Source organism: Streptomyces sp. SAS_272, from assembly GCF_052543235.1.
Genome location: NZ_JBMNDR010000005.1, coordinates 92,926 through 113,596, shown reverse-complemented (window position 1 = coordinate 113,596; position 20,671 = coordinate 92,926). Strand labels below are relative to the sequence as shown.

The window sequence follows — 20,671 nt, the reverse complement described above, 5'->3', positions numbered from 1 at the left end:
CAAGGGGGCAGAATGAATCCGCCGGTGCTGGCTTTTAACTTCCTGCCGGTCCGCTTTTCGGCGGACGAGTTCAAGGGTGGGCTGATCGAATTCGAGTCACCCGAGCAACTCGCTGACCTCCGAGCCAAGCTTGGCGACAGCCACGTGGTCGCCAAGACACGAACAAGCATCGCCTGCATTCCCGTGCAGGCCGACACCGACGTCTACGGCACGCCTACAACGTTCCGGACACGCGATCACCGGTCCCTCACCATGCGTCTCGTCCAGGAGGCGTTGCTCCGGTCGGTGCTGGGCTGGGGGTACAAGGTGCGTCGGCTCAGCCCACCGGTGTTCGTCTCTCGCCTGGCGGGCAGGGATCTGCTTGAGCCTTCGGTCCGCGGCCGGCGTCAGGAGGCCCTCGGAAGGCTCCACGTCTATCCGGAATACCGGCTGGACAGCAGGACCATCGGTCCCTCGAACCACCCTGGTGTGATCGTCGGGGTGAAGAGCCGCTACGAGATCGACATGACGGTGGACGAGTTGATCCACCAGGGCCTCGACGTGCGCGGGCGCTACGTGCTGAGCGAGGACGCGGCGAGCACACCCGACCCGCGCATGGATCACCACGCCGCCCGGCAGGCGCTCGGTGCTGTCGACCACGTCGACGGCACCGACCTGGTACTGCGCGATGCCCCCGGGGTGACCCGAATCTCTGCCAGCAACGCGTGGCTGGAGAGCCGACGGGAGACCTTCGACGACGTGGTCCGTGCCCTGGCCGGAGCCGACAGCGCCAGGATTCTCAAGGAACTGGACCAGAAGACGTTCGATTTGCTCGGGGCCTTCGGCCGCTACGAGGGTGCGGTCAGCATTGCCGGCCGCTTGCAGCGACTCGGCCAACTACAGGTGGCCGGTGACTTGTCCGTGGTCATCGAGCCGCCAGTCGGGTCGAGCAGCGGCAGGAAAGTGAGCGGGACTTACTACCAGTCCCCGACGTTCCAGTTCGACCAGGCCGGAGACAAGACGAGCCGGTCACCCGACCGCGGCCTGGACGAATACGGCCCGTTCGACGTGGAATTCTTCGCGAAGAAGAAACCGAGGATCGCCGTCATCACACCCCGCGCGCACAAAGGTGTCGTCGAGAACTTCCTTTTCAAGTTCCTCCACGGGATCCAAGGAGAAAGGACGTTCGGCCTCGGGTTCATCCGCAAGTATCACCTGTCCGGCTGTGACGTCTCCCTGCACCCCTTCGACGGGGCCACGACCGATGCCAACGCTTACCGCGAGGCGTGCCGGAGGGCACTGCTCAGCGGGGACATCGACCTGGCCATCGTCATCACCAGCGAGGATCAGGCTCATCTCACGGGCGACAACAGCCCGTACCTTGTGGCGAAATCAGCCTTCATGGGACAGGGCGTCCCCGTCCAGGACGTGAGAATCGAAACGGTCCGACTGAGTAAGCTCGCCTACCCGCTCAACAGCATTGCCCTGGCCTGTTACGCCAAGCTGGGCGGAATCCCCTTCGTGATCGCCGCTCCACGCTCACTCACCCACGAATTGGTCATCGGCATCGGAAGCGCGCACGTCAAAGAGAGCCGGCTCACCGCGCCGGAACGAGTAGTGGGCATCACCACCGTGTTCAGCGCAGACGGCAACTACCTTCTCTCCAACACGTCCCGGGAGGCCGACTACGACGACTACCCCCGGGAACTCCTGCGCTCCCTGACAGAATGCATCGACGCGATCAAGATCCGCAACGCCTGGCAGAAGGGCGACGAACTGCGCCTTATCTTCCATGTGTTCAAACCGCTCAAAGACATTGAGGCCGCTGCGGTCAAGGAGCTGGTCGAGCGCCTTACCCGGACGTACGCCAGGGTCGAGTTCGCGTTCGTGCACGTGAGCACCGACCACGACTGGGTCATGTTCGACCGGGCCAGCGCGGGAGTGAACCGGGGGGCCAGCGGCCGGGCCAAGGGGCACTATGTGCCGGAGCGTGGCCATGCCGTACCCATCGGCCAGCGTGAGCTGCTCGTGGCTGTCAGCGGGCCCATGGATCTCAAGAGCGCTCTGCACGGTGCCCCCAAGCCGCTTCTGCTCAAGCTCCACCGCCATTCGACCTTCACTGACATCGAATACCTGGGACGGCAGGCGTTTCGGTTCACAGCGATGTCCTGGCGGAGCATGTACCCGTCACGCATTCCTGTGACGATCTTGTACTCAGACCTGATCGCCGAGTTGCTCGGACAGCTGCGCCACGTGCGGAACTGGAACGCCGACGCGGTCGCCACCAAGCTGCGCTCCAGCCGGTGGTTCCTGTGACCGAAGAACCCGGAAGAGCCACACCCACCGGACACCTGCTGGCCGCGCAGACCGCCCGCCTGGAGGAATGCATCCGACGCGCGAACGCGCCCGGCAACCTCGACGGCCTGCTCGCCTATCACATCCTGAGCCGACGACGCCTCAGCTTCGACTGGGACGTCAACCCCCTGGCGCCGGCATGGCTCGCCGACAACGAGCACCGCTTCGCCCACTCTCACGGCCTGGCCGTCCTCGGCTACGGCCTCGCCGGGTTCTCCTCAACAGCCGCCTCCCAGTCCGCCGCCCGGAAACACCTGACCGCCAGCCTGCCTGCCCTCATGCGGAAGAACCCCTTCCAGGACGACGGGGTCACCTTCGTCAACGACCCCGGACAAATCATCGGACTCGCGCTCGCCGTCAACACAATGCAGGATGACACTCCGCAAGCCCGCACATGGCTGGCCGAGGTCCTCCAAGACCCGAAGCTGCGCCCTGCCAACATCCTCCTGAGCCTTTTCCAGGAACACGCCCGGCGCATCCTCGGCACCACAACCGCCGTTGCGGTGGACGCCCGCAGCATCCGCGATCCGGTAGAAGCCGCCTGTATTCACTGGCTGACCGTCTCAGCCAGAGACGTACCGCTCACGGACCAGGACGAGTTGCGGCGACTGCAGTCCCGGCTGCTCAGCGACATCCTCCTGACCGATACAGGGCAGCCAACCGCGCCTCGGGCAGCGCTACTCCTTGAGGCAACCGCCCAGATAGTCACCGCCAGCATCGACGAGACTCTCCTGAGCCGCACCCATGTAGGCGTTCTCCTGAGCCGTTTCGAGGCTGCGATGCGGCAATGGCGCTACGACGGTGACGACCTCGACAACCCCATCAGGTGGCCCATCACCTCGGAACGCGAGATCCAGAACATCCTCTGGCTCATGCTCCGGCCCGTATTCGACGACCTCGTCGAGGAAGAAACCCTCCGGCGGCTCGGCCACAGCACCTACCGCGCGGATTTCGGCATCCCTTCGCTCGCTCTGCTCATCGAGGTCAAATACGCGCGCAAGGCCGCCGATTTCAAGACCTTCGAGAAGGAGATCTACGATGACTACATCGGCTACCTTGCCGGAAACTCGTCCTACCGGCAGATGACCGTCTTCATATACGACGAGTCCTCCTCCGTCCAGGAACACGACACGACCCGCAACGCTCTCCTGAAGCTTCCCGACATCACCGATGTGATCATCGTCTCCCGTCCCAGTCACATCCCGAAACCCAAACGAACGCCACGACGACGACGCAGGAATCAACAGGCCGACGGCGCTCCCGATGCGTGACCCAGGCATACGAAAGGGCATGTCCAGCCTCGCATTCGCACCAAGGGCTCCGTCGTTCTCGCGGCTGGCCTGAACCTGCCGGTGTGTGCCCGAACGCGTCTACGCGATCACGAGTCTGACGGTGCACCAGGCGAACGCTGCTGACCTTGCGGAACGCGTTCGCGGGCACTGGGCCATCGAGGAATCGTGAGCACCACGTCAGGGGCGTGTTCGAGGAACTCGGCGGCAATATGGACCGAGGGCGGGCATGCCTGGGTGGAGCGAGCCACCTCCGTCGTCCCACAGTCAGCCGGGCACGAACTTGTTGATTCAGCCATGGTTGAATCGGAGCCTCAGCTGGGTGCTGACCAGTTCGTAGCCAGCGAGGTTGGGGGCGCCGAATGGGTTGGGCAGGACGGTGATGTTGCGACGGTCGCGGTCGAGGACGTGAGAGACGTACACGATGAAGTACGTCTCGTCCGACTTCAGGCGAGAAGCGCGTCGAACCTCGGACTCGCCGAGGATAATCTCGCCACTGTCGCCGGTGGATGCCTTGACCTCGTAGAGGTAGGTCGCGTCGCCGTCGTGGATGAGGAAGTCGTATCCGAGCCGGTCGTCTCCCGGCTGCGCGCCGGCGAGCCCGTGGACTCGCAGACCGGACTTCCATGAGTCCTGTGGTTCGACCCCAAACTGCTCTTGCAGCCACGCGCCCACCGCCGCCTCCCCCGCAAGGCCCACGGCCAATGTCCGGTCCTGGTCGCTCGCGGGGACCTGGTACGAACCGCTGTGCGACCTTGCACCGGACGACGACGAGGTGCGTGGCTGCGGAATACGGGGCGCGAGCGCCGTGGCGGACGTGGCCGAGGTGGCCCGCTGCTCAGGCGTGAGGTCTGCGGCCACCTCGCGGGCGAGCGCCGCCAGGTCGTCGGGCAGGGCCGACACGGGCCTGCCGTTCAGCACTACATGGGGGCCGGGTGCGGACCCTCCGGTTCGGCCTCCGCCCGTGGCTCCGCCCGTGTTCCCCGCGGGCTCCGGGGGACGTGTCGCGGCCAGTCCGAGGTCCGCGCGCCGGTCCGACAGAGGCATGTCTTGGGGCCAGTGGCCGCGAGCCCTAAGCCAGGCGATCAACGCCTTCACGGACAAGACTTCGAAGTCCAGCAGGCCGTCGCCGTCCAGTTCCCGCAGGACGTCCTGGGCCGGGGGCAGCACCGTGGGGCGACTTGCGGGATGGAGGCGCTCCCATTCCTCGATCAGTTGCCGCAGCCGCGGTACCTGCTTGTGCACCGCTGTGCTGGATGCCTCGCGTACCTCGGCCAGTGGCCTCAGCGGGCGTGACGTCGACGAGGGTGCGGGAAGCTGTTTCAACAGCCAGGCGTCCGCGTGGGCTTGGAGGAGTTCGTCGGAGAGATGCCACAGCGTCGTGTGCCAGGCCGGGTCCGGCGCGAGTAGGGAGAGGTCGCGCAGCTTCACGTACCCGGCCCGGGACCGTCCGGACCGGTGGACGTCCCTATAGGCGTCCCTGATCCGCTCGGCGAGCGCGGGACGGTTCCGCTGAAGCCATGCCGCGAAATGCCGTTCATGCCGGTCCCTGTTGTCGATCTCCGGGAGGCCGAGGGCGCGCCATGCGCGGTTGGCGTCGGCCAGGGGCACGGATATGGCGCTCAGTTGCCGTTCCCGGTCGTCGTCCTCCAGCAACCGCATGAGCTGTTCCGCGTTCGGTGCGCCGATCCGGTCGGTGAGCCAGGTGAGGAGGGCGGCGCGGTCGGAGAAGTCCTCGGCGCGTTGCCGCAGTTGCTCCGCGAGGTCGAGATCAAGGCAGGCGAGGAGGGGGACCAGCCGCGCGCTGCCGGAACGCTGTGACGCCCGCTCGGCGAGGACGGCGTGCAGTTGGTGCGGCCGCAGGTCCAGGACGTCCGTGAGATCCTCCTCCGGGACGTGGTCGGTCTTCAGGCCGCGTTCCTCCAGTTTGGTTAGCGCCTTCCACAGCAGGTCTGCGAGGTAGGGCGCGCCGATGAGGGCAGCCACGGCGGGGGCGGCGGTGCGGAGCACTCGCCAGCCGGTACGCGGCTCGCTGTGCACGACGACCACACGGGGCCGGTCTGGGTGCGGGTGCAGCAGGGCTCGGTCCGCTCCGTGCTCGGTGAGGCGGTGGCCGGCGATCCAGAGGACGGCCTCGCCGGCCACGGTCACGTCGCAGCGATGCAGTAGGCCGGCCACGTCGGCCGCAGCCACGGGCTCCGGACGGGACGCTCGTTCCTCGTCGAACTCCACCAGGGCCGCGACCAGGGTGAGCAGCCAGGATCCCGCGTACTCCGTCAACGGCACGTGCGGTGCATCACGGACGGGCAATCCGTCGGCCTGGATGTCGTGCGCGGCCTCGCCGCACCGCTGGACATCGAACGTCGTCCTCCGTTGGAGGAAGGCGTGGACCCGGCCGCCCAGTGCCCTGTCCCGTACCGGGATCACGGGCACGAGGACCCGGTCCAGAAGGGCTCGGTTCTGGGCCCCGTCAGGATCCGGGACGAAGACCGTCTCGTCCGTCTCCGCCGGGTCCAGCGAGGCGAGGGCACCAGCGCGGGTCACCAGCAGCCGGCGCGGCGCCGCGGGCTGCCCGCTGTCGGCGGTGCGCGTCCCGCCCTCCGCCGGCAGCAGCTGCGCCCACGCCTTCTCGTACTCCCGTCCGATCTCGTGCGCGAGTCTTCCTTCCCTGAGGTGGGCGTTGGCCTGCACCAGGTCCGGCAGGTGGCGGAGCCGGTCGAGCGCGGCGCCGGGATCGTCCCAGGAGCGGATGCCGAGCAGGCCGAGCCGTGCCACGAGCTTGGCGGACCGCCTGCTGCGCAAGGAAGCCGGCACCACGCCGAGGAACTGCGGCGGGGGCTGCGTGCCGTGCCACCACCAGGCCGTGCCGGCGGTGGCGAACACGGTCCCCTCCGAGGTGGCGCTCGGGGCAGCCGTCTGCGGGATCCACGGTGCGTGGGTGAGGAAGGCGGACAGCGGAGTGGGCCAGGGCGTCCCGGTGGGATCGCTGTGGCGTACGAACTGCATCTCCAGTGCGGAGTCGGCCCAGGCGAAGGCGAGGCCGTGCACGATGAGCTCCGCGTAGAGTCTGCGGCCCTCCTCGGAGAAGGCAGCGTAGTCGTCCTGACCGGGCAGCATGGCCGCGGCACGGGAGCGTGAGTGGTACTCCACGCTGATGTAGCCGACCCTACGCCGGTTCCGCCAGCGCTCGGCGCTCGTCCGCCACTGAGGCAGCAGATCCGGCCGGCCCGGGGCCCAGAAACGGGAGGGCCGGTTGAGGGCGTCTCCCCTGACCCCGGTGCGGAATGTCTCGTGCCGGGGACGGAGGCCATGAGCGACGTGGTGCCGTTCGAGGAAGCGCCGCATGGCCTCCACGGGGATCGCGTCGCCGCACAGCTCGCCGGGGCGGGCGAGGAGCCGTCCTTCCGTCTGGGTGAGCACAGGAGACAGTTCCCGGACGCGCTCCAGGAATCGGGTCAGGGTGTCGTCGACGGAGGAGTGCTCTCCGGGCCAGCCCGGCCCGAACATGGCGCGGCTCGCGTCGATCCAGCCAGCCCGGGTCGGTACGCAGAGATTCACCAGGAAGGGAGCCCTGCGGCCCTCCGCCTCCAGAGCGTGCGAGACCGCGCAGGCGTAGCGGAGGCAGGCCAGACGTACGCCGTTGTCCTCGCTGTCCGCGCTCAGTGCGGCTGCGACGACCGCGAGCACCCGGTCGGCGCCGTAGTCGTGGACGAGGTTCGCGGTCCTGAGCCACTTGCGGCCCTGGGCTCTGCGCTTGCGGCCCGTGCCGGACCAGGCGATGCCCTCGTGCACGAAGTGCAGGCGGTCGGACAGGCCGTCGGGCAGGGCTGGCAGGGAGCCGCCCTGCGGAGTGTCGCGGTCGAAGAAGACGCCATCCGCGCCGGCCGGTGCCGTCGTCGACCTGGAAGTAATGACGATCCGCTTGCCAGTGAGGGCCGAGCCGTCGGGGAACGCCTGGGAGAGGTCGTAGTAGAAGTCCGCCCACCATCCGGGATCGAAGGGGTCGCATACGGCGGTCTTGGCGAGTCCCTCCGCCCACGATGCGAGGCGTTCTGTGGGGGGTTCGAGGCGCGTGCCCGCGCTCCTGGCCAGGGACGCCAGCCGCCGCAACCGGATGGGGTGCAGATGCGGATCGAGGAGATCCGTGACCCCCGTGGCGGCGACCGCCTGCGGGGTGAAGACCGTGGAGCCGTCCTTCGCTTCCCACAGAAGTGCACGGTGCAGGGAGGTGCGAGTCTCGGGTGTCGTTCCGATCACCGGGATGAACGGCACGTGGGCGATGCCAATGTCTAGCCGTTGGAAGGCAGACGTCAGCCGCGCCAGTGCCTTGGGCTGCCAGCACATCAGGTCGACGAGCGCGCCAGGCGGAATCGATGCCCGCCCGTCCGCCGCGGTGAGCACCGCGCGGGCGCACACCTCAGCCACGGTGTCGAGCAGCAGGCCGTTCCACGGCACCGCCTCGTTGAACGAACGACGGTTCATCTCCGCGAAGAACGGTGCGTGGACATAGCCGCGCACGGGCGCCGGGATCTGCTCGCCCATCGGCAGGAAGGCGTAGAGCCGCCCCTCCCGTAGGGGATCGGCGACCGGTACGGCGACCCGTACCTCGGCCTTCTTCTCCCAGGCCATCCAATCGCGTCGCATCCCGCTCTTCTCGATCGACGCGGCGAGCGCCTCCCGGGCGCGGTCCGGGTCGGCCTTCCCGCAGATGACGATCAGACGCATCCGCCGACGCAAGGTGATTTGCTGCACCTTCAGGCCACGGGCGTGGTGCAGCACCTCCACCTGACGGTCGTACGTCCTGCGCCGGGTCTCCCCCGTGGCCCGCCACTCCAGCCGGACACGTTCCAGCCGGTCGAGAAACAGCTCGAACGGGGCGGTGTCGTCCATGAGTTCCCGCACCTGCGCCCCGGCGGCCGAGCGCGCGTCGGCCGACTTCAGCGGCAGACGGATAACGGTGACAAAGCCCCGGCGCGCGAAGCCTTGGACGGTCTTCGGTGGCTCCTCCAGGAAGACCGGCACCTTCAGCGTGAGCAGGTTCTCCTTCAAGTAGTCGGCGAAACCCTCGCGTTCGGGCGCCACCTCCCGGGCGAGCGCGTCGTAGTCGTCGAGCCGGGCAAACCGGAAGGTGAACCCGTCGAGGAGCCGGGACCCCTCCCTGGCCACGCTGTAGACCTCGGGCGCGTCGCACAGGTGCAGCACGCTCTTGAAACCGACGCCCTTGTGGCCGATCCCGGCGTCGGCACGCTTGCTGGAAAGGGCGATGCTGCACAGGTCCTTGAAGTTCTTGCCGCCGAACGGCTTGCCGCGATTGGCCACATAGAGGGTGCCGTGCTCACCCTCGTCCTCGTCCAACCGGATCTCGATGCGTCCGTCGGTGGCTCTGGCCGGGTGCGCGTCGTGCGCGTTCTGCAACAACTCGATGAGCACCCGGCCCTCGTACTCGGGCGCGATGATCGTCTCGGCCACGGCCTTGGCCTCGCGGGCCGCGTCACGGCCGTCGTCCCAGTCCCGCAGACAGCCGCGCACCTCGACCAGCGCCTTCTCGTGCACCCGCCTGCGCACGGCGGCCGACCGGCGCTGCCGCACACGCTCCGCCGACGGTCGCCGGCCCCCCGTAGCCATACCGCTTCTCCCCACCCCGTGCGCCTCCCGCCCCGCTCTGCCGGTGATCTTACTGAGCGGGAAGAAGCCCAGGGCTCCGTCGTTCTCGCTGTTGGCCCGACGTGGCCGGTATGGGCCTGATGGCCCAAATCGCTTGCATGGTGATGGTTCGCACGCGCACTCGCACGCGCAGGCACGCTCCGGCACGTTGACCGTTCGAAGCGAAGCAACATAGCGCGGGATCACCGGTTAGCCAAACCGGCATTTCCCCGGATCATTGATGGTCCACCGCCACAACCTGCACCTACGTCGAGAGGAATCGCCAAGACGGCTGTCAATTCAAAGTGTCGCGCGGCTGCCAGCTCTCTGGCTGCCGCAGAGCTCGTGTGGAACAGGTGCCGTGGGTGCTCGAGGTCCGGCGAAGCCCGTAGCGGCATCCCCACCTCCCCCGCGCCGTAGGGGGTTGGCTTCTATCGCATCCCGAGTGCACCCAGGAATGAAGTTGACCTGCTGCGGGGTGGCCTGCTCATCGGCATCAACCTCAGCGCACAAGGCTGGGTGACCTCAATTACGTCACTAGCTGTCTTGATTAATTTCCGGGTCGGCACCGTGATCCACTGCCCCTGCCGCGCAGCGCGGCACGATTTCAGCAGCTTCAAACCCCATCGGCTGCGCGCAAGCCGCACCGCCTTAGCAACTGGAGAATTCGAATTGCACGGACAGACCAACGAGGTGCAAAGCACCCGTTACAGCCCTACACACATCCGCGCCACCTGGGACGGAACGGGGAGCGTGGAAGACGCCTCCAGGGCGTTGGGGTTCTCTCGGGCGAAGGGCTACGACCTGGTGCGTCGCGGGGAGTTCCCGTGCCGCGTGCTACGCATCGGACGTAGCACGCGTGTCGTTACCGCGTCCTTGCTCCGCGTGCTCGAAAGCGGAGAGCCGGAGTACAACGGTGCCCACGCCAGCCGCTGCACTCCGTCATAGCCTCTGTGCACAGAAGCCCCGCCGAGCCCTGAGTTCTAGTGGTCGTCGCAACACCCCAGTTCAGGGGATGCAATGGACTTCGAGATCCGGAAGAACCGAGGGCCCAGAGGCAGGCGCAACATGGCCCGCGAGCGGGCAGCGTTCGGCAGCGGGCGACATGCAGGGATGCCACCCGCTTCCAGGCCAGCGGAGCGATGCGGCCGTGAGATGAAGCGGGCAAAGTCCTCGGCGGTGACGCGTGACGGCCTGCGACCGTCGTCTCCGGCAACGCCGTGGTAGTCGCCGCACGCGGTCCACGCAACATCGGAGAGTACTGGCAGTGCCGCAGACGCCTCCAAAGGCGTTCGGCTTTGCAGGAGTGAAGGCTACGACCTGGTGGGTCGCGAAGAGTTCCCGGGGTCGGATGCTGCGCGTTGGCCGTAAGACTCCTGTCGTAACCGCGCTCTTGCTTCGGGTGCTTGAGAGAGGAGAACCCGAGTGCAACGGTGCCCACAGCAGACACTGAAACCCACCTACTCAGAAGCCCCGCCGGGCCGCACCCGCGGGGCTTCTCGTCGCACAGACGCCCCTATAACGCGGGGGTGCGAGAAACCGGTCTGACCAGGTTAAAGACCTCGCGGGCGGCATACCGCTTGAGGCATCGGATGATCTCACGGCGGGTCTTGCCCTCCTGGGTGCGGCGTTCGTAGTACGCCTGGGTGCGCGGGTCGTGGCGCAGGCGGGTGAACACGATGCGGTGCAGGGCGGCGTTCGCCTGCCGGTCGCCGCCGTAGTTGAGCCGGCGCGTGCTCCGCCGGCCCGACGAATACTCGACGGGGCTGACTCCGCAAAGGGCAGCAAAGGATGCCTCGGTGCTCAGCCGCTCGGGGTTGTCTCCCATGGTGATCAGGAGAGTGACGGCGCTGTCCGGGCCGATGCCCACCGGTACGAGTAGCTGTGGGGCATGGTGTTCGACGAGCCGGGTCAGGCGCTGGTTCAGCTCATTGATCTGCCCGGTGAGCTGTTCGATGCGCTGGGCGAGCATGCTCAGGGTCATGTGGGTGGCTTGGGCCACCGCGTCCTCGCCGTCCTCACCATCGCCTGGCCCGAGGCGTGCGCAGGTGCGGAACAGCTCGCGGTTGCCCAGGCTGGACAGTTGTTCCCGCAGTGCGGGTTCGGCGATGACCAGGACGGCTTTGAGCTGGTTGATCGCCTGGGTACGGGCCTTGACCGCGGAGTCCTTGGCGAGCTTGAAGATCCGGGCGCTGTGCACCGGACCGTCGCCGGACTTGGCCCGGGCACGGGCACGACCGCTGAGCACGGCTCGCGCGGCGGCCTGAGCGTCGAGCGGGTCCGACTTCCCGAGCAGACGGCGGGCCGACCGGTCGGGCCGGTTCACTTCGAACACCTGGATCTGCTGGGCCAGCAGGTAACGGGACAGGCCCGCGCCGAAGGTGCCGGTACCCTCCACACCGGCCCGGCGCACCGTACCCCGCTTGCGGGCCCACACGAGCAGCCGACGGTAGCCGGCCGCCGTCGCCGGAAAGGACTCTGTGCCCAGGACCTTCCCCAGCGGGGAGACCACGGCGGCGACGTGAACCTCCCCGTGCGTGTCCACACCCAGGACAACCTCGCGCCGAACGGGAGGATCCGTGCTCGAGGAGGTGCTGCGCTGTCGGGTCGTCATGATGGTTCGCCTCCCACGTGTGACGTGCTGGCTGGGTGAACGGCACCGGCCTGCTCGGACGGTCTGAACCGTGATGGCGCCTGGACTCGGCAAGGCCCCTATAGGGACACGCCCTGTGGCTCGGTGACAGCAGAAAACATCCCGCAACGATGGTCGACATGCCTGTGACTGGACACTTCGGTCAAAGATCTCAAGAGTCAGACCCCCGTACGGGACGGCATCGCGCAACCATCCCATCCATCCCGGCGCATCGGCTCGACCCGACCACAGCCGGATGGCTTCGCCCGAACCAGTGCTCAACCTGGGCGGAGAAGGCTGATAATGGGTTGGCTCCCCACCCACTTGCGACCGGCAATGACAGACCGCCTCGTGACCCGCTCTACCAAGCGCCTTGCATCGCCATCACACGGACGGCTTCGACGGTGGGCTCTACGAGACCGCAGCCTGAGCGGAGGGGGCCCGCCCCTCCTCCCGTCTCGCTACCGCTCAGAAACCGCAGGACATGCTCAAACCCCTCCGCCCAACACGGCGAACCTGATCCCGGCCGAGCACAACAGCACACGAAGGCGAGCGGCGCAATCAGGCGTCGCCAGCCGCAAGAGCGGCGACCCGGGCGCCGACATCATCGGCCTCCTCACCAACGGCCTCGAGCCAAAGCCTGTCCGCACTCGATCCCGGGTGTCGGCGCCGAACTCTCCGTCCACCAGCTCGGCCAGGCGATCACCGAGGCGGCTCTCCTCGTTGGGCCGCCACTGGCCATAGCTCCCTGATGTCGTCACGTGGTACCGCCTGTGGGACGGAGGCTGAACCCGAGCGCGGTGCGCTTCGCGGGCTTGCAACGCTTCAAGTGCTCGGGCACTCCCAGCCTGTGAGCGACGGGGGACCCAGCGCCTCGGCCGACGTGGGCGGGCGGCGGTCACCGGTCGGCCCAGGGCAGTGCCGACCTGACCCACAGAGCCGCCTGGTGCGGGGACGCTTGCGTGTCGACACCGAGGACGTGGATGCTTCCGAGTGCACCCCGCGGTCCACTGACCTGGAGGGTCCGGTGGGAGCGGCCACCGGAACACGGGTGGACGATCACTGCACGCGGGTCGGCGCTCGGGGTGTAGCCGGCACCGTAGGTGAGGAGTTGGTGGACGTCGCCGGCGCCGACGCCATAGCGGTCGTAGCGCTTGTACTTGGCGTCCACCGGCAGCAGAGTGCGCGCGGACGGGGCACGCCCCGGAAGGCTGAGTAGTACGTCGGGCCGGAAGGTCGAGGTGCTGCCGAGGTCGCCCCGGACGGTGATGCCTGTCGCACCGCCGCTGGGGACGGCGTACCCGCCGTGCGGGGCGGCGGCCTCGGTGGCCAGACGTCGGACGACGGCTTCCCAGAGGGCGGGCATGGCCAGCAGGAGGCCGTCCGCCGTCATGCCGCCGTCGGTGAGGATGTCGGTCACACCGCCGCCACGCAGGAGCAGGCGTGCCCACGTGTGCGCGGTGCGGTAGCGGGCGTTCAGGCGTGTGTACCGGGTGCGGTCCAGGGCGCGCAGGGCGGCGTCGGGAGTCGGGGCCTGCGGGAAAGCTTCGGCGATGGTGTGAAGGTCGCGGGCCAGGTCGGGTTGTGTGGCCAGGGTGCGGGCCAGCCGCAGCGCGGTTCCCAGGACGCGGTTGTCGTCGATGTCCGCCTCCCGGTCGAAGGTGCGGACGTGCAGTTGATCGAGCTGCCCGTAGCGCCGGAACACTTGTGCCGCGATGTCCAGGCGTCCCCGCAGGACCGGTTGCAGGCTCTGGCGGCGTACGTAGTCCCGGCGCAGCCCTTCCCGGACCAGTTGCTCGCACTGCTCCAGCAGGGCCGCCGCCACAAGGTCGGCGTATCCTTCTGGGCCGGTGGCCCAGCGCCGTGCCGTCGCCGGGAGCGGCGCCGGCGCGCCGAGGGCGTAGGCGAGCCAGCGCATGAGCTGCTCGCCCGGGATGGCGAACTTGGGCTCGATGACCAGGCGGATGCGGTCGAGCACCAGGATGCCGACGGTCGCGTCGGCCTTAAGCCGCCATCCGGACGGGGCCTGGTCCAGGCCGAGGCTGCCGCGCGTCTGGAGGGCGCGCAGCCGCTCGACGTCCCGGTGTGTGAGCTGGTCGGCCCCCAGCAGTGCGGATCCGTACTCCGCGAGCCGGACCTCGGTGTGGTCAGGCATCGGGGCCCGGCGTGCCGCTGGTGAACTCGGTCGCCAGTGCGGCGGCGAGGTCCTGCGGCGGCATCAGCGCGGGGCGTCCGGTGTCCGCGTCGACGAGGCTGCCGAGGATGCGGTGCAGCAGGTCGGCGCGGCCGAGGCAGTAGTCCTCCAGGAGCGGGATCACCTCGTGGTGGAAGACGGCGGCCAGGTCGTCCTCGGTGGCGATCGGCTCGCCGTTGCGCAGCAGGTAGGCGTGCCCTATCTGGTGGTCGGCGTCGAGGTGACGGGCGATGCGGGTGTTGAGGGAGTCGAAGAACTGTGCCAGGTCCAGGGGGCCGACGATGCCGGACACGGCGTCCGGGTCAGGGCCGACCGGGAGGAAGGCGAAGCGGCGGCGTACGGCGGCGTCCAGATGGCTGATGCTGCGGTCCGCCGTGTTCATGGTCCCGATGATCCGCACGTTCGGCGGCACCGAGAAGGTGCGCCTGCTGACAGACAGCGCGAGGGGCAGGCCGCGCTTGTCGAGTTCGAGCAGGGTGACCAATTCGCCGAAGATGCGCGGCAGATCACCCCGGTTGATCTCGTCGATGATCAGCAGGAAGGTCTCGTCCGGGCGTGCGATGGCCTGGGCACACAGGGTGTGGAACACACCGTCGGTGAGCGCCAGGGTCAGCCCGGGGCCGGTGGCGCTCAGCTCCGGCTTGAAGCCCTCCACGAAGTCCTCGTAGCCGTAGGACGGATGGAAGGCCACCATGTGGATGCGGCCGTCCCGCAGCGTCTCGGCCTGGGCCGCGGCCCGCTGGTCCGGCGTGGAGTTGAGCGCGTCCGCCCGACCGGCGAGGGCGAGGGCAGCGCCGAGTGCGAGCCGGGTCTTTCCGGTGCCTGGAGGTCCGTGCAGGATCACCTGCCCCTTGCGCTCCAGCGCCTCCAGTACGCCTGCGACATCCTCGGGCAGCGTGACGGGGCCGCCGGTGTACGACTCCGTCGACTCCGCGCCCGTATCCGCGAGGCCCGCGGTGATCCTGGCGAAGAGCGTCGGCTGCACCTTGGCGAACGTGGACCGCCAGCCGTGCTGGGGCTTCGACAGCTTCCGCGCGTGGGAGACGTCCCAGGACACCGGGACGACGTGCTGGTACTCGGAGTGGTCGGCCTCGAAGCGGTAACTTCCGCTGACGGTCCCGGTGGCCAGAACCTCGTCCATCCCGCGGTTGGCCACGATCCGGTCCCCCACCTCCAGGTCCCGGAACGCCAGCAGTCGCCGGGCGAGCGTCAGGCTGCCCCCGCTGCTGCGCGGCCAGTACGCGTCGAGCGCCTGTTTCAGCTCGGTATCGCTCTGGTATTGGCCGAGGTCGCCGAGGTCCTCCCACCCGACGCGGATCACCCCGCCGTCACGGCACTCTTCCCACAGCCGTCCTCGTTCACCGGGGGCGATCTTCCAGACGGCGCGCTGCTGCGGACGGGGATCGAACTTCGCGTACAGGAAGTGCATGATTTCCTGTCCGCTCCAGCCGTCGAACTCCGGCTTCGCGCGGACGAGTTCCAGCAGCCGTCGATTGTTGCGCCAGGCCGGTGCGTCGGGCTGCGAGGAGCCGCCCAGCAGGCCGACGAACCGGCGCAGGTGCTCGCCGGCGTAGATGGGCAGGAAGTGCTCGGGGAAGTAGGTGGCCAGCGACTTGGTCACCAGCGTCGGCCCGAACCGCAGCGCCTCCAGGTCGTCCACGGCCTCGAAGTCCCCCGCGGCCACGGCGTCGAAGGCCCGCACGAACTGTCCGCGCAGTTCCTCCCACGCCTCCTGCGGTTCCATCCCGCGCAGCGGCGCGGCCACCCGCCACTCGCCGGAGTTGTGGTGGTACATGATGTGTTTCGCCGCGCTGCCGCCCTTGATGCTGCCCAGGTTCGGTGTACCGAACTCCATCAGCCTGCAGTACGTCGGTCCGCTCCCGGACTCGGCCGCCTGCCCCAGGGCGTAGCGCGACAGGGGCAGTGTCGGCCACTCCTCCAGGGGGAACTGAGAGAGCACCTGCTTGCGTTCGTCCTCGGCGGCTGTCCCGCTGTCCGGCACGCTGCTCCGGTCGAATGCCGCCGCTGCCGCCCGTAGGTCCATTTCGTCCGCCATGAACGTCATCATGCCGGATCATCGACCTTTTGAGCGGGGCAGTTGAGGGCGAGCCTGGGAGGCGCTGAAAGCCTGGAACGGTTCTGAGAAGGGGACGGTTGGGGTGGATCCCGCCCCTGCCCAGAGCGAGCAGGCGTCGGCCGGCTGACCACGGTTCGAGTCGTAGCCCCATCGAGCCCAACCATCGCTGCCGCGCAGTGGTCACTTCCTCGCGCGCACCGTGTGGGTGGTGCCTCCACAGTGGCCTCCGGACTCCGCGCGAACCCTGCCGCCGTATGTCATGTGCCATGCTGTGGCGGTTTTCAGAAGGAGAGGATGAGATGACAGAGAAGCCGCTGACGCACAAGCAGGCGCTCGCCGCGCTGATCCGGGCGCTGGGTGGCACCTGGGACACCGAACGTGCCGTGCTGGCCCTGCGAGTCGCCGGGTACCGGCCGGCGGATGACGAAGCCGCGGGCAAGGAGGCCCGCCACAATCTGCGCGAGCTCGCCAAGGACGGTCTGATCGTGAGACCGGACCCGGACCAGGCCGTGTACCGGCCGGCGTAGTCGTCATCGCTAACCTCTGGCACTGACCCGTCAAGGGTTGGCAGGCTCTTGGAAGCCCTTCGTCTTGATGTGCGCGATGGCTGACGGATGACTGGTCAGCCACTCACCGCACACCCGCCAGTGAGGAATGGTGCCGTCGCTGAACTCGGTGCGTACTTGCGCGACGAGCTTGTGGTCGCAGTCGCCGCGCGAGGCCATGGAACAGATCACGTCCTCGTGTTGCCCAATGGCCGGTATGTACGGGTGGATCGACAGAATCGGAGAGCGCATCTCCCGCGCCGCATGATGCATGGCGTGGAGGGTAACAACGCGACACCGTAGCTGCTCCGCGTCACGGCGCTTCCGGCACCGCAGCGCGGCCACGGCCACGGCCCACACCGATCCGCCCGGCGCCGCCAGCACCAAGCCGTCCAGGCCCACAGCCGACGGAACACCGCCCTCGCAGAGGCGGCCAACCCGACTGCAGCACGAAGATCCCGACCCGCACCCGTCGTGGCAGAACAACCAGTACGCCGGCGGGGTAAGCGCCAGTGGGGCCTCCGTGGGCCTTTGCGTGGAAGGTCCGGAGCCGACAGAGTTCGCGGTCGTTGACCTACTCCTCCACTGTCCGGCCCGGTAGCATTCGGCCGCGAAGCGGACGGAGGGGGACCATGTCGGCGTCCGGGGACACGGAACACCAAGGGAACGGCGGACGCAGCGGGCGCCAGGAGGATGCCGGGCGCGGCGGGCACAGCGAGGCCAGGATCGCCGTAGCGGCGGTCGACGACCACCCGGTGGTCCTGCTTGGCCTGCAGGCGTACTTCGCCGAGCACACCGCCGACATCGAGCTGGTACATGTGGCGCCCGACGTGGACGCGCTCCTCGCAGGGCTGCACCCGCACTCGCCTGCCGGCGCATCGGCGGGCGCCTTGCCCGGCGCACCACCGGACTCGCATCCCAGCGCACTGCCGGGGGTCTTCCCGGCCATGCCCTCGGTGGTCCTGCTCGACCTGCGGCTGCGAGACGGCAAGGCCGTCGACGACAACGTCCGGCGCCTTCGGGCCGCCGGAGCGCGGGTGCTGGTCTTCACCACCGAGCACCGGCCCGCCGCGGTACGCAGGGCGCTGGACGCGGGGGCCGCGGGTCTGGTGCTGAAGGAGGACCCGGAGGCGCGACTGGTGGACGCCATCCGCGCTGTGCACGGCGGGGAGCCTTATCTGTCCAGTCGGCTCGCACACGCCATCGTCACCGATCCGCGCGGTGCCGTCCGCCTCAGCGGTCAGGAGCGCCGCGTCCTGGAGCTGATCGCCCGGGGTCTGCCGCACCGTCAGGTGGCGCGGATGCTACACATCACCGAGGACACCGTCCGCACGTACCGCAAGCGTGCCATCGAGGCGTACGCCGCCGCGGGCGAAGGGCTGCTGGAGGACAACCGCCAGCTGGTGTGGCGCGCCGTGGCCGACGGCCACATCGACCTCGCGCCGACTCCGGCGGACGACCTGCCGGACACCCTGGGGTGGTGACACCGAACCCCGAGGCGCCGAGGCCGGGAACCTACCGCCACGGCGTGTGGTCCGGTCTTCAGCGCGCGATGGCGGCGGTCACGGCGCTGTTCGCGGTGAGCTGGTCGATGCTGCTGCTGTCATCGGGCGGACGGCTCGCGCCCGCCGTTCTCGCCACCGCCGTGCTGTTCACCGCGCTGGCGGCCACCCTGACGGTGCGCGGCGCACTCGTCCGGCTGGGCCGTCACGATGTCTGGGCGGCCGTGTGTGTCTCGCTCGTCACGCAGACGGTGTTCGCGGTCGAGCGGCCGTCGCAGATCGTCGTCGGGCTGCGCTGCGAACCCACCGCCGCCACCGTGCTGGTGGCGATCGGGTTCGGACCGCGCCGACTCGCGTGGCCGGTGTCCTTGGCGGCCATCGGCGCGCAGATCATGGCGAGTTGGCCGATAGACGGTCCTGCTGCCGCGGTGCAGGGCACCTGGCCGGTGCTGGCCGCCGCGGTGGCGGCCGCGGTGCTGGGCCCACTGCTGCGCACCGCCGCAGCCCGTGCCGACGCCGCCCAGGAACAGGCACTGACGGCAGGCGCCACGGCCGCACGCGCGCAGGCCCGCCGGGAGGCGCACCACCGCTTCCAGGACTTGCTGCACGACGAGGTGAGTTCCGCGCTGCGGGCGGTCAGCATGCCAGGGATCGCCACGACGCAGGTGAGGCAGACATGCCGCAGTGCCGTGGACGCGCTGCTGCGGGTGCCTGCCGCACCAGGGCAGGCCGCCGACCTCGCGGCCCTGCTCACCAGGCTCACCGCCGGAGGCGGGCCGCCCCTGAGCGTCGAGGTGTCGGGTGCCGTCCCGGTGCCCGTCGAGGTGGCCGAGGCCGCCCTGGGGGCGGCGGCCGAGGCGGTGCGCAACGCGGTCCGGCACGCCGAGGCGCGGGCGCTGAAGGTGCGGCTGCGCGGGGACGAGCACGGCTTCGTGCTCTCCGTCGCCGACGACGGCGTGGGGTTTTCCCCGGCCGGGGTGCAGGTGTCCTCGGTGGGACTGCGCAGATCGGTGCTGCGGCGGATGGCCGACGTGGCAGGCACCGCGGAGGTGCACAGCTCCCCCGGCGACGGCACCACCGTACGGCTGGTCTGGCAGCGCGACCGGGCGCGAGCGGTGCGCACGGACGAACTGCGCGGGGCCGCCGCAGAAACCCCGGACCGGATGACGAGCATCCGCGCCGCGGTCGGGGACATCCGCCGGCCGCTGGCCGCCGTCTGTGTCCCCTATCTGCTCGCCACCGGTGTCGTCGCCGCGATCCACACCGTACATTCCCCGCGGGTGAGCTGGCTGATGGTGTGGTACGTGCTGCTGGCCGCGGTGACGGTGGCGTTGCTGTTGCGCGCCCGGACGGCGATCGGGGGGCGCGCGGCCGCCGCCGCGAGCGCCTTCGCCGTCGCCGGGGCGGTCGGCGGCTTCCTTGTGATCCCCACTTCGGGCATCGCTGATGACACCTCCTGGCCGATCGGCGCGGTCACCCCGCTGCTGACCGTGCTGGTGATCGTCCGGCCGCCCTGGGAAGCCCTGCTGGCCCTGGTACTGGAACAGGCGGGGGTCGTCCTGGTGCTGCTGGCCGGGCCGCCGTTCGCCCACTCATGGGGCGAGAGCGTGGCCAAGGCTGTGCCGGCGTTGTTCGCCCCGGCGCTGGGTGTGGGCATGGGGCTGGCCATCGGGCAGACCGTGGCCCGGCTGGGCGCGGCGGTGATGCGGGCCAATGCCGAGCGGGCGGCCTTGGCCGCTGTGGAATCGGCTCGGCAGGCCCGCGAGGCGATGCACCGCAGACGTCTGGCCGACCTCGACGAGGAGATCCTTTCCTTCCTGCGCCGTACCGCCTCCGGGGAGTTCTCCCCGCAAGCGTCGCAGATCCGGGTCCGGGCGCGGATGCTGGATCTGGCTGTCCGCGACGAGCTGCACCTGCCCGGTGCGCTCGGCCGCTCCACTCGTGAACTGCTGGGTGCGGCACGTGCCGAGGGCTGCGTGGTCACCATCCAGTCGGACGCCGGCCATCCGCCCCCGCCGGATCTGCTGCGTTCCCTGCTCACCTGCGCGCTGGGCACGGGCCCGACCCCGCAGGACCTGATCCTCAGCGTGGAACCCCGGCCGGACGCGCTCCTGGTCAGCCTGGTGACGCTGCCGGGAGATCCGGCGCGGGCCGCCGCCCTGCGCAAGGCCCTGACGGGAACCTCCGCGGTCGTCGAGGACGGTACGGAATCCACCTGGGTGGAAGTCTCCACTCACGCGGCCGGCGTCGTGGCCCCGCCTACCGCTGTCCCCATCGATGGGGACAGCGCGATCGGTGCCGCGGCGGCAGGATGACCGTACGACGGGCGGCCGTTCGGGGGATGGCCGCCCGTCGGTGAGAGCTACGAAGGCCGGACCGTACTGCGGCCGGCCCAGGCGGTCCTGACCGGGACGGCCGTTGTTCCGCCCGCTCCACAGGGCACCGAAAGCGAACG

At 69.2% G+C, this 20,671-nt stretch carries 11 protein-coding genes; 6 read left to right on the top strand and 5 right to left on the bottom strand.

Going from position 1 to position 20,671, the window contains the following annotated elements:
- Nucleotides 1-12: 12 nt before the first annotated feature.
- Together ACN6LD_RS05890 and ACN6LD_RS05885 are read left to right on the top strand one after the other, a co-directional pair.
- The gene (locus ACN6LD_RS05890) at nt 13-2,295 is read left to right on the top strand and encodes an argonaute/piwi family protein (RefSeq protein WP_445034218.1); all 2,283 of its coding nucleotides are present in this window, start codon (nt 13-15) and stop codon (nt 2,293-2,295) included.
- A complete protein-coding gene (locus tag ACN6LD_RS05885; RefSeq protein ID WP_445034219.1) occupies nt 2,292-3,605 on the top strand; it encodes a PD-(D/E)XK nuclease domain-containing protein in 1,314 nt (437 codons plus the stop codon). The genes ACN6LD_RS05890 and ACN6LD_RS05885 overlap by 4 nt, the downstream gene beginning before the upstream one ends.
- Nucleotides 3,606-3,914: 309 nt before the next feature.
- On the opposite strand, the gene ACN6LD_RS05880 is transcribed toward ACN6LD_RS05885, so the two are convergent.
- Nucleotides 3,915-9,248, bottom strand: coding sequence for a sacsin N-terminal ATP-binding-like domain-containing protein (locus ACN6LD_RS05880; RefSeq protein ID WP_445034220.1), 5,334 nt, complete (start codon nt 9,246-9,248; stop codon nt 3,915-3,917).
- Between the two features lie 537 nt (nt 9,249-9,785).
- Here ACN6LD_RS05880 and ACN6LD_RS05875 point away from each other — a divergent pair.
- On the top strand, nt 9,786-10,214 hold the full coding sequence (locus ACN6LD_RS05875; protein WP_445042639.1) for a helix-turn-helix domain-containing protein: 429 nt from the start codon (nt 9,786-9,788) through the stop codon (nt 10,212-10,214).
- A gap of 568 nt (nt 10,215-10,782) precedes the next feature.
- On the opposite strand, the gene ACN6LD_RS05870 is transcribed toward ACN6LD_RS05875, so the two are convergent.
- The 3 genes from ACN6LD_RS05870 to ACN6LD_RS05860 form a co-directional block, all read right to left on the bottom strand.
- On the bottom strand, nt 10,783-11,880 hold the full coding sequence (locus tag ACN6LD_RS05870) for an IS110 family RNA-guided transposase (RefSeq protein WP_443042340.1): 1,098 nt from the start codon (nt 11,878-11,880) through the stop codon (nt 10,783-10,785).
- Between the two features lie 916 nt (nt 11,881-12,796).
- Nucleotides 12,797-14,053, bottom strand: a complete 1,257-nt coding sequence (locus tag ACN6LD_RS05865) for an McrC family protein (protein WP_445034221.1) — start codon at nt 14,051-14,053, stop codon at nt 12,797-12,799.
- Nucleotides 14,046-16,148, bottom strand: coding sequence for an AAA family ATPase (locus tag ACN6LD_RS05860; RefSeq protein WP_445034222.1), 2,103 nt, complete (start codon nt 16,146-16,148; stop codon nt 14,046-14,048). The genes ACN6LD_RS05865 and ACN6LD_RS05860 overlap by 8 nt, the downstream gene beginning before the upstream one ends.
- Nucleotides 16,149-16,468: 320 nt before the next feature.
- Between ACN6LD_RS05860 and ACN6LD_RS05855 the strand changes: the two genes are divergently transcribed.
- Nucleotides 16,469-16,696: a hypothetical protein gene (locus ACN6LD_RS05855; protein WP_306187973.1), complete on the top strand. Its 228-nt coding sequence runs from the start codon at nt 16,469-16,471 to the stop codon at nt 16,694-16,696.
- Between the two features lie 30 nt (nt 16,697-16,726).
- Here the strand turns inward: ACN6LD_RS05855 and ACN6LD_RS05850 are convergent, their stop codons facing one another.
- A complete protein-coding gene (locus ACN6LD_RS05850; RefSeq protein WP_445034223.1) occupies nt 16,727-16,987 on the bottom strand; it encodes a hypothetical protein in 261 nt (86 codons plus the stop codon).
- Nucleotides 16,988-17,346: 359 nt separating this feature from the next.
- Here ACN6LD_RS05850 and ACN6LD_RS05845 point away from each other — a divergent pair, with 359 nt between their 5' ends.
- Entirely contained in the window at nt 17,347-18,198 is an 852-nt protein-coding gene (locus ACN6LD_RS05845; protein WP_355981768.1) for a response regulator transcription factor, read from the top strand.
- A complete protein-coding gene (locus tag ACN6LD_RS05840) occupies nt 18,195-20,531 on the top strand; it encodes a sensor histidine kinase (RefSeq protein ID WP_445042638.1) in 2,337 nt (778 codons plus the stop codon). The genes ACN6LD_RS05845 and ACN6LD_RS05840 overlap by 4 nt, the downstream gene beginning before the upstream one ends.
- Nucleotides 20,532-20,671 lie beyond the last annotated feature (140 nt).

Excerpts from the sequence above, each read along its gene's own strand:
- ACN6LD_RS05850 (WP_445034223.1), bottom strand. The coding sequence starts at position 16,987 with ATGCATCATGCGGCGCGGGAGATGCGCTCTCCGATTCTGTCGATCCAC.
- ACN6LD_RS05845 (WP_355981768.1), top strand. The coding sequence starts at position 17,347 with ATGTCGGCGTCCGGGGACACGGAACACCAAGGGAACGGCGGACGCAGC.
- ACN6LD_RS05855 (WP_306187973.1), top strand. The coding sequence starts at position 16,469 with ATGACAGAGAAGCCGCTGACGCACAAGCAGGCGCTCGCCGCGCTGATC.
- ACN6LD_RS05890 (WP_445034218.1), top strand. The coding sequence starts at position 13 with ATGAATCCGCCGGTGCTGGCTTTTAACTTCCTGCCGGTCCGCTTTTCG.
- ACN6LD_RS05865 (WP_445034221.1), bottom strand. The coding sequence starts at position 14,053 with ATGCCTGACCACACCGAGGTCCGGCTCGCGGAGTACGGATCCGCACTG.
- ACN6LD_RS05860 (WP_445034222.1), bottom strand. The coding sequence starts at position 16,148 with ATGGCGGACGAAATGGACCTACGGGCGGCAGCGGCGGCATTCGACCGG.
- ACN6LD_RS05870 (WP_443042340.1), bottom strand. The coding sequence starts at position 11,880 with ATGACGACCCGACAGCGCAGCACCTCCTCGAGCACGGATCCTCCCGTT.
- ACN6LD_RS05880 (WP_445034220.1), bottom strand. The coding sequence starts at position 9,248 with ATGGCTACGGGGGGCCGGCGACCGTCGGCGGAGCGTGTGCGGCAGCGC.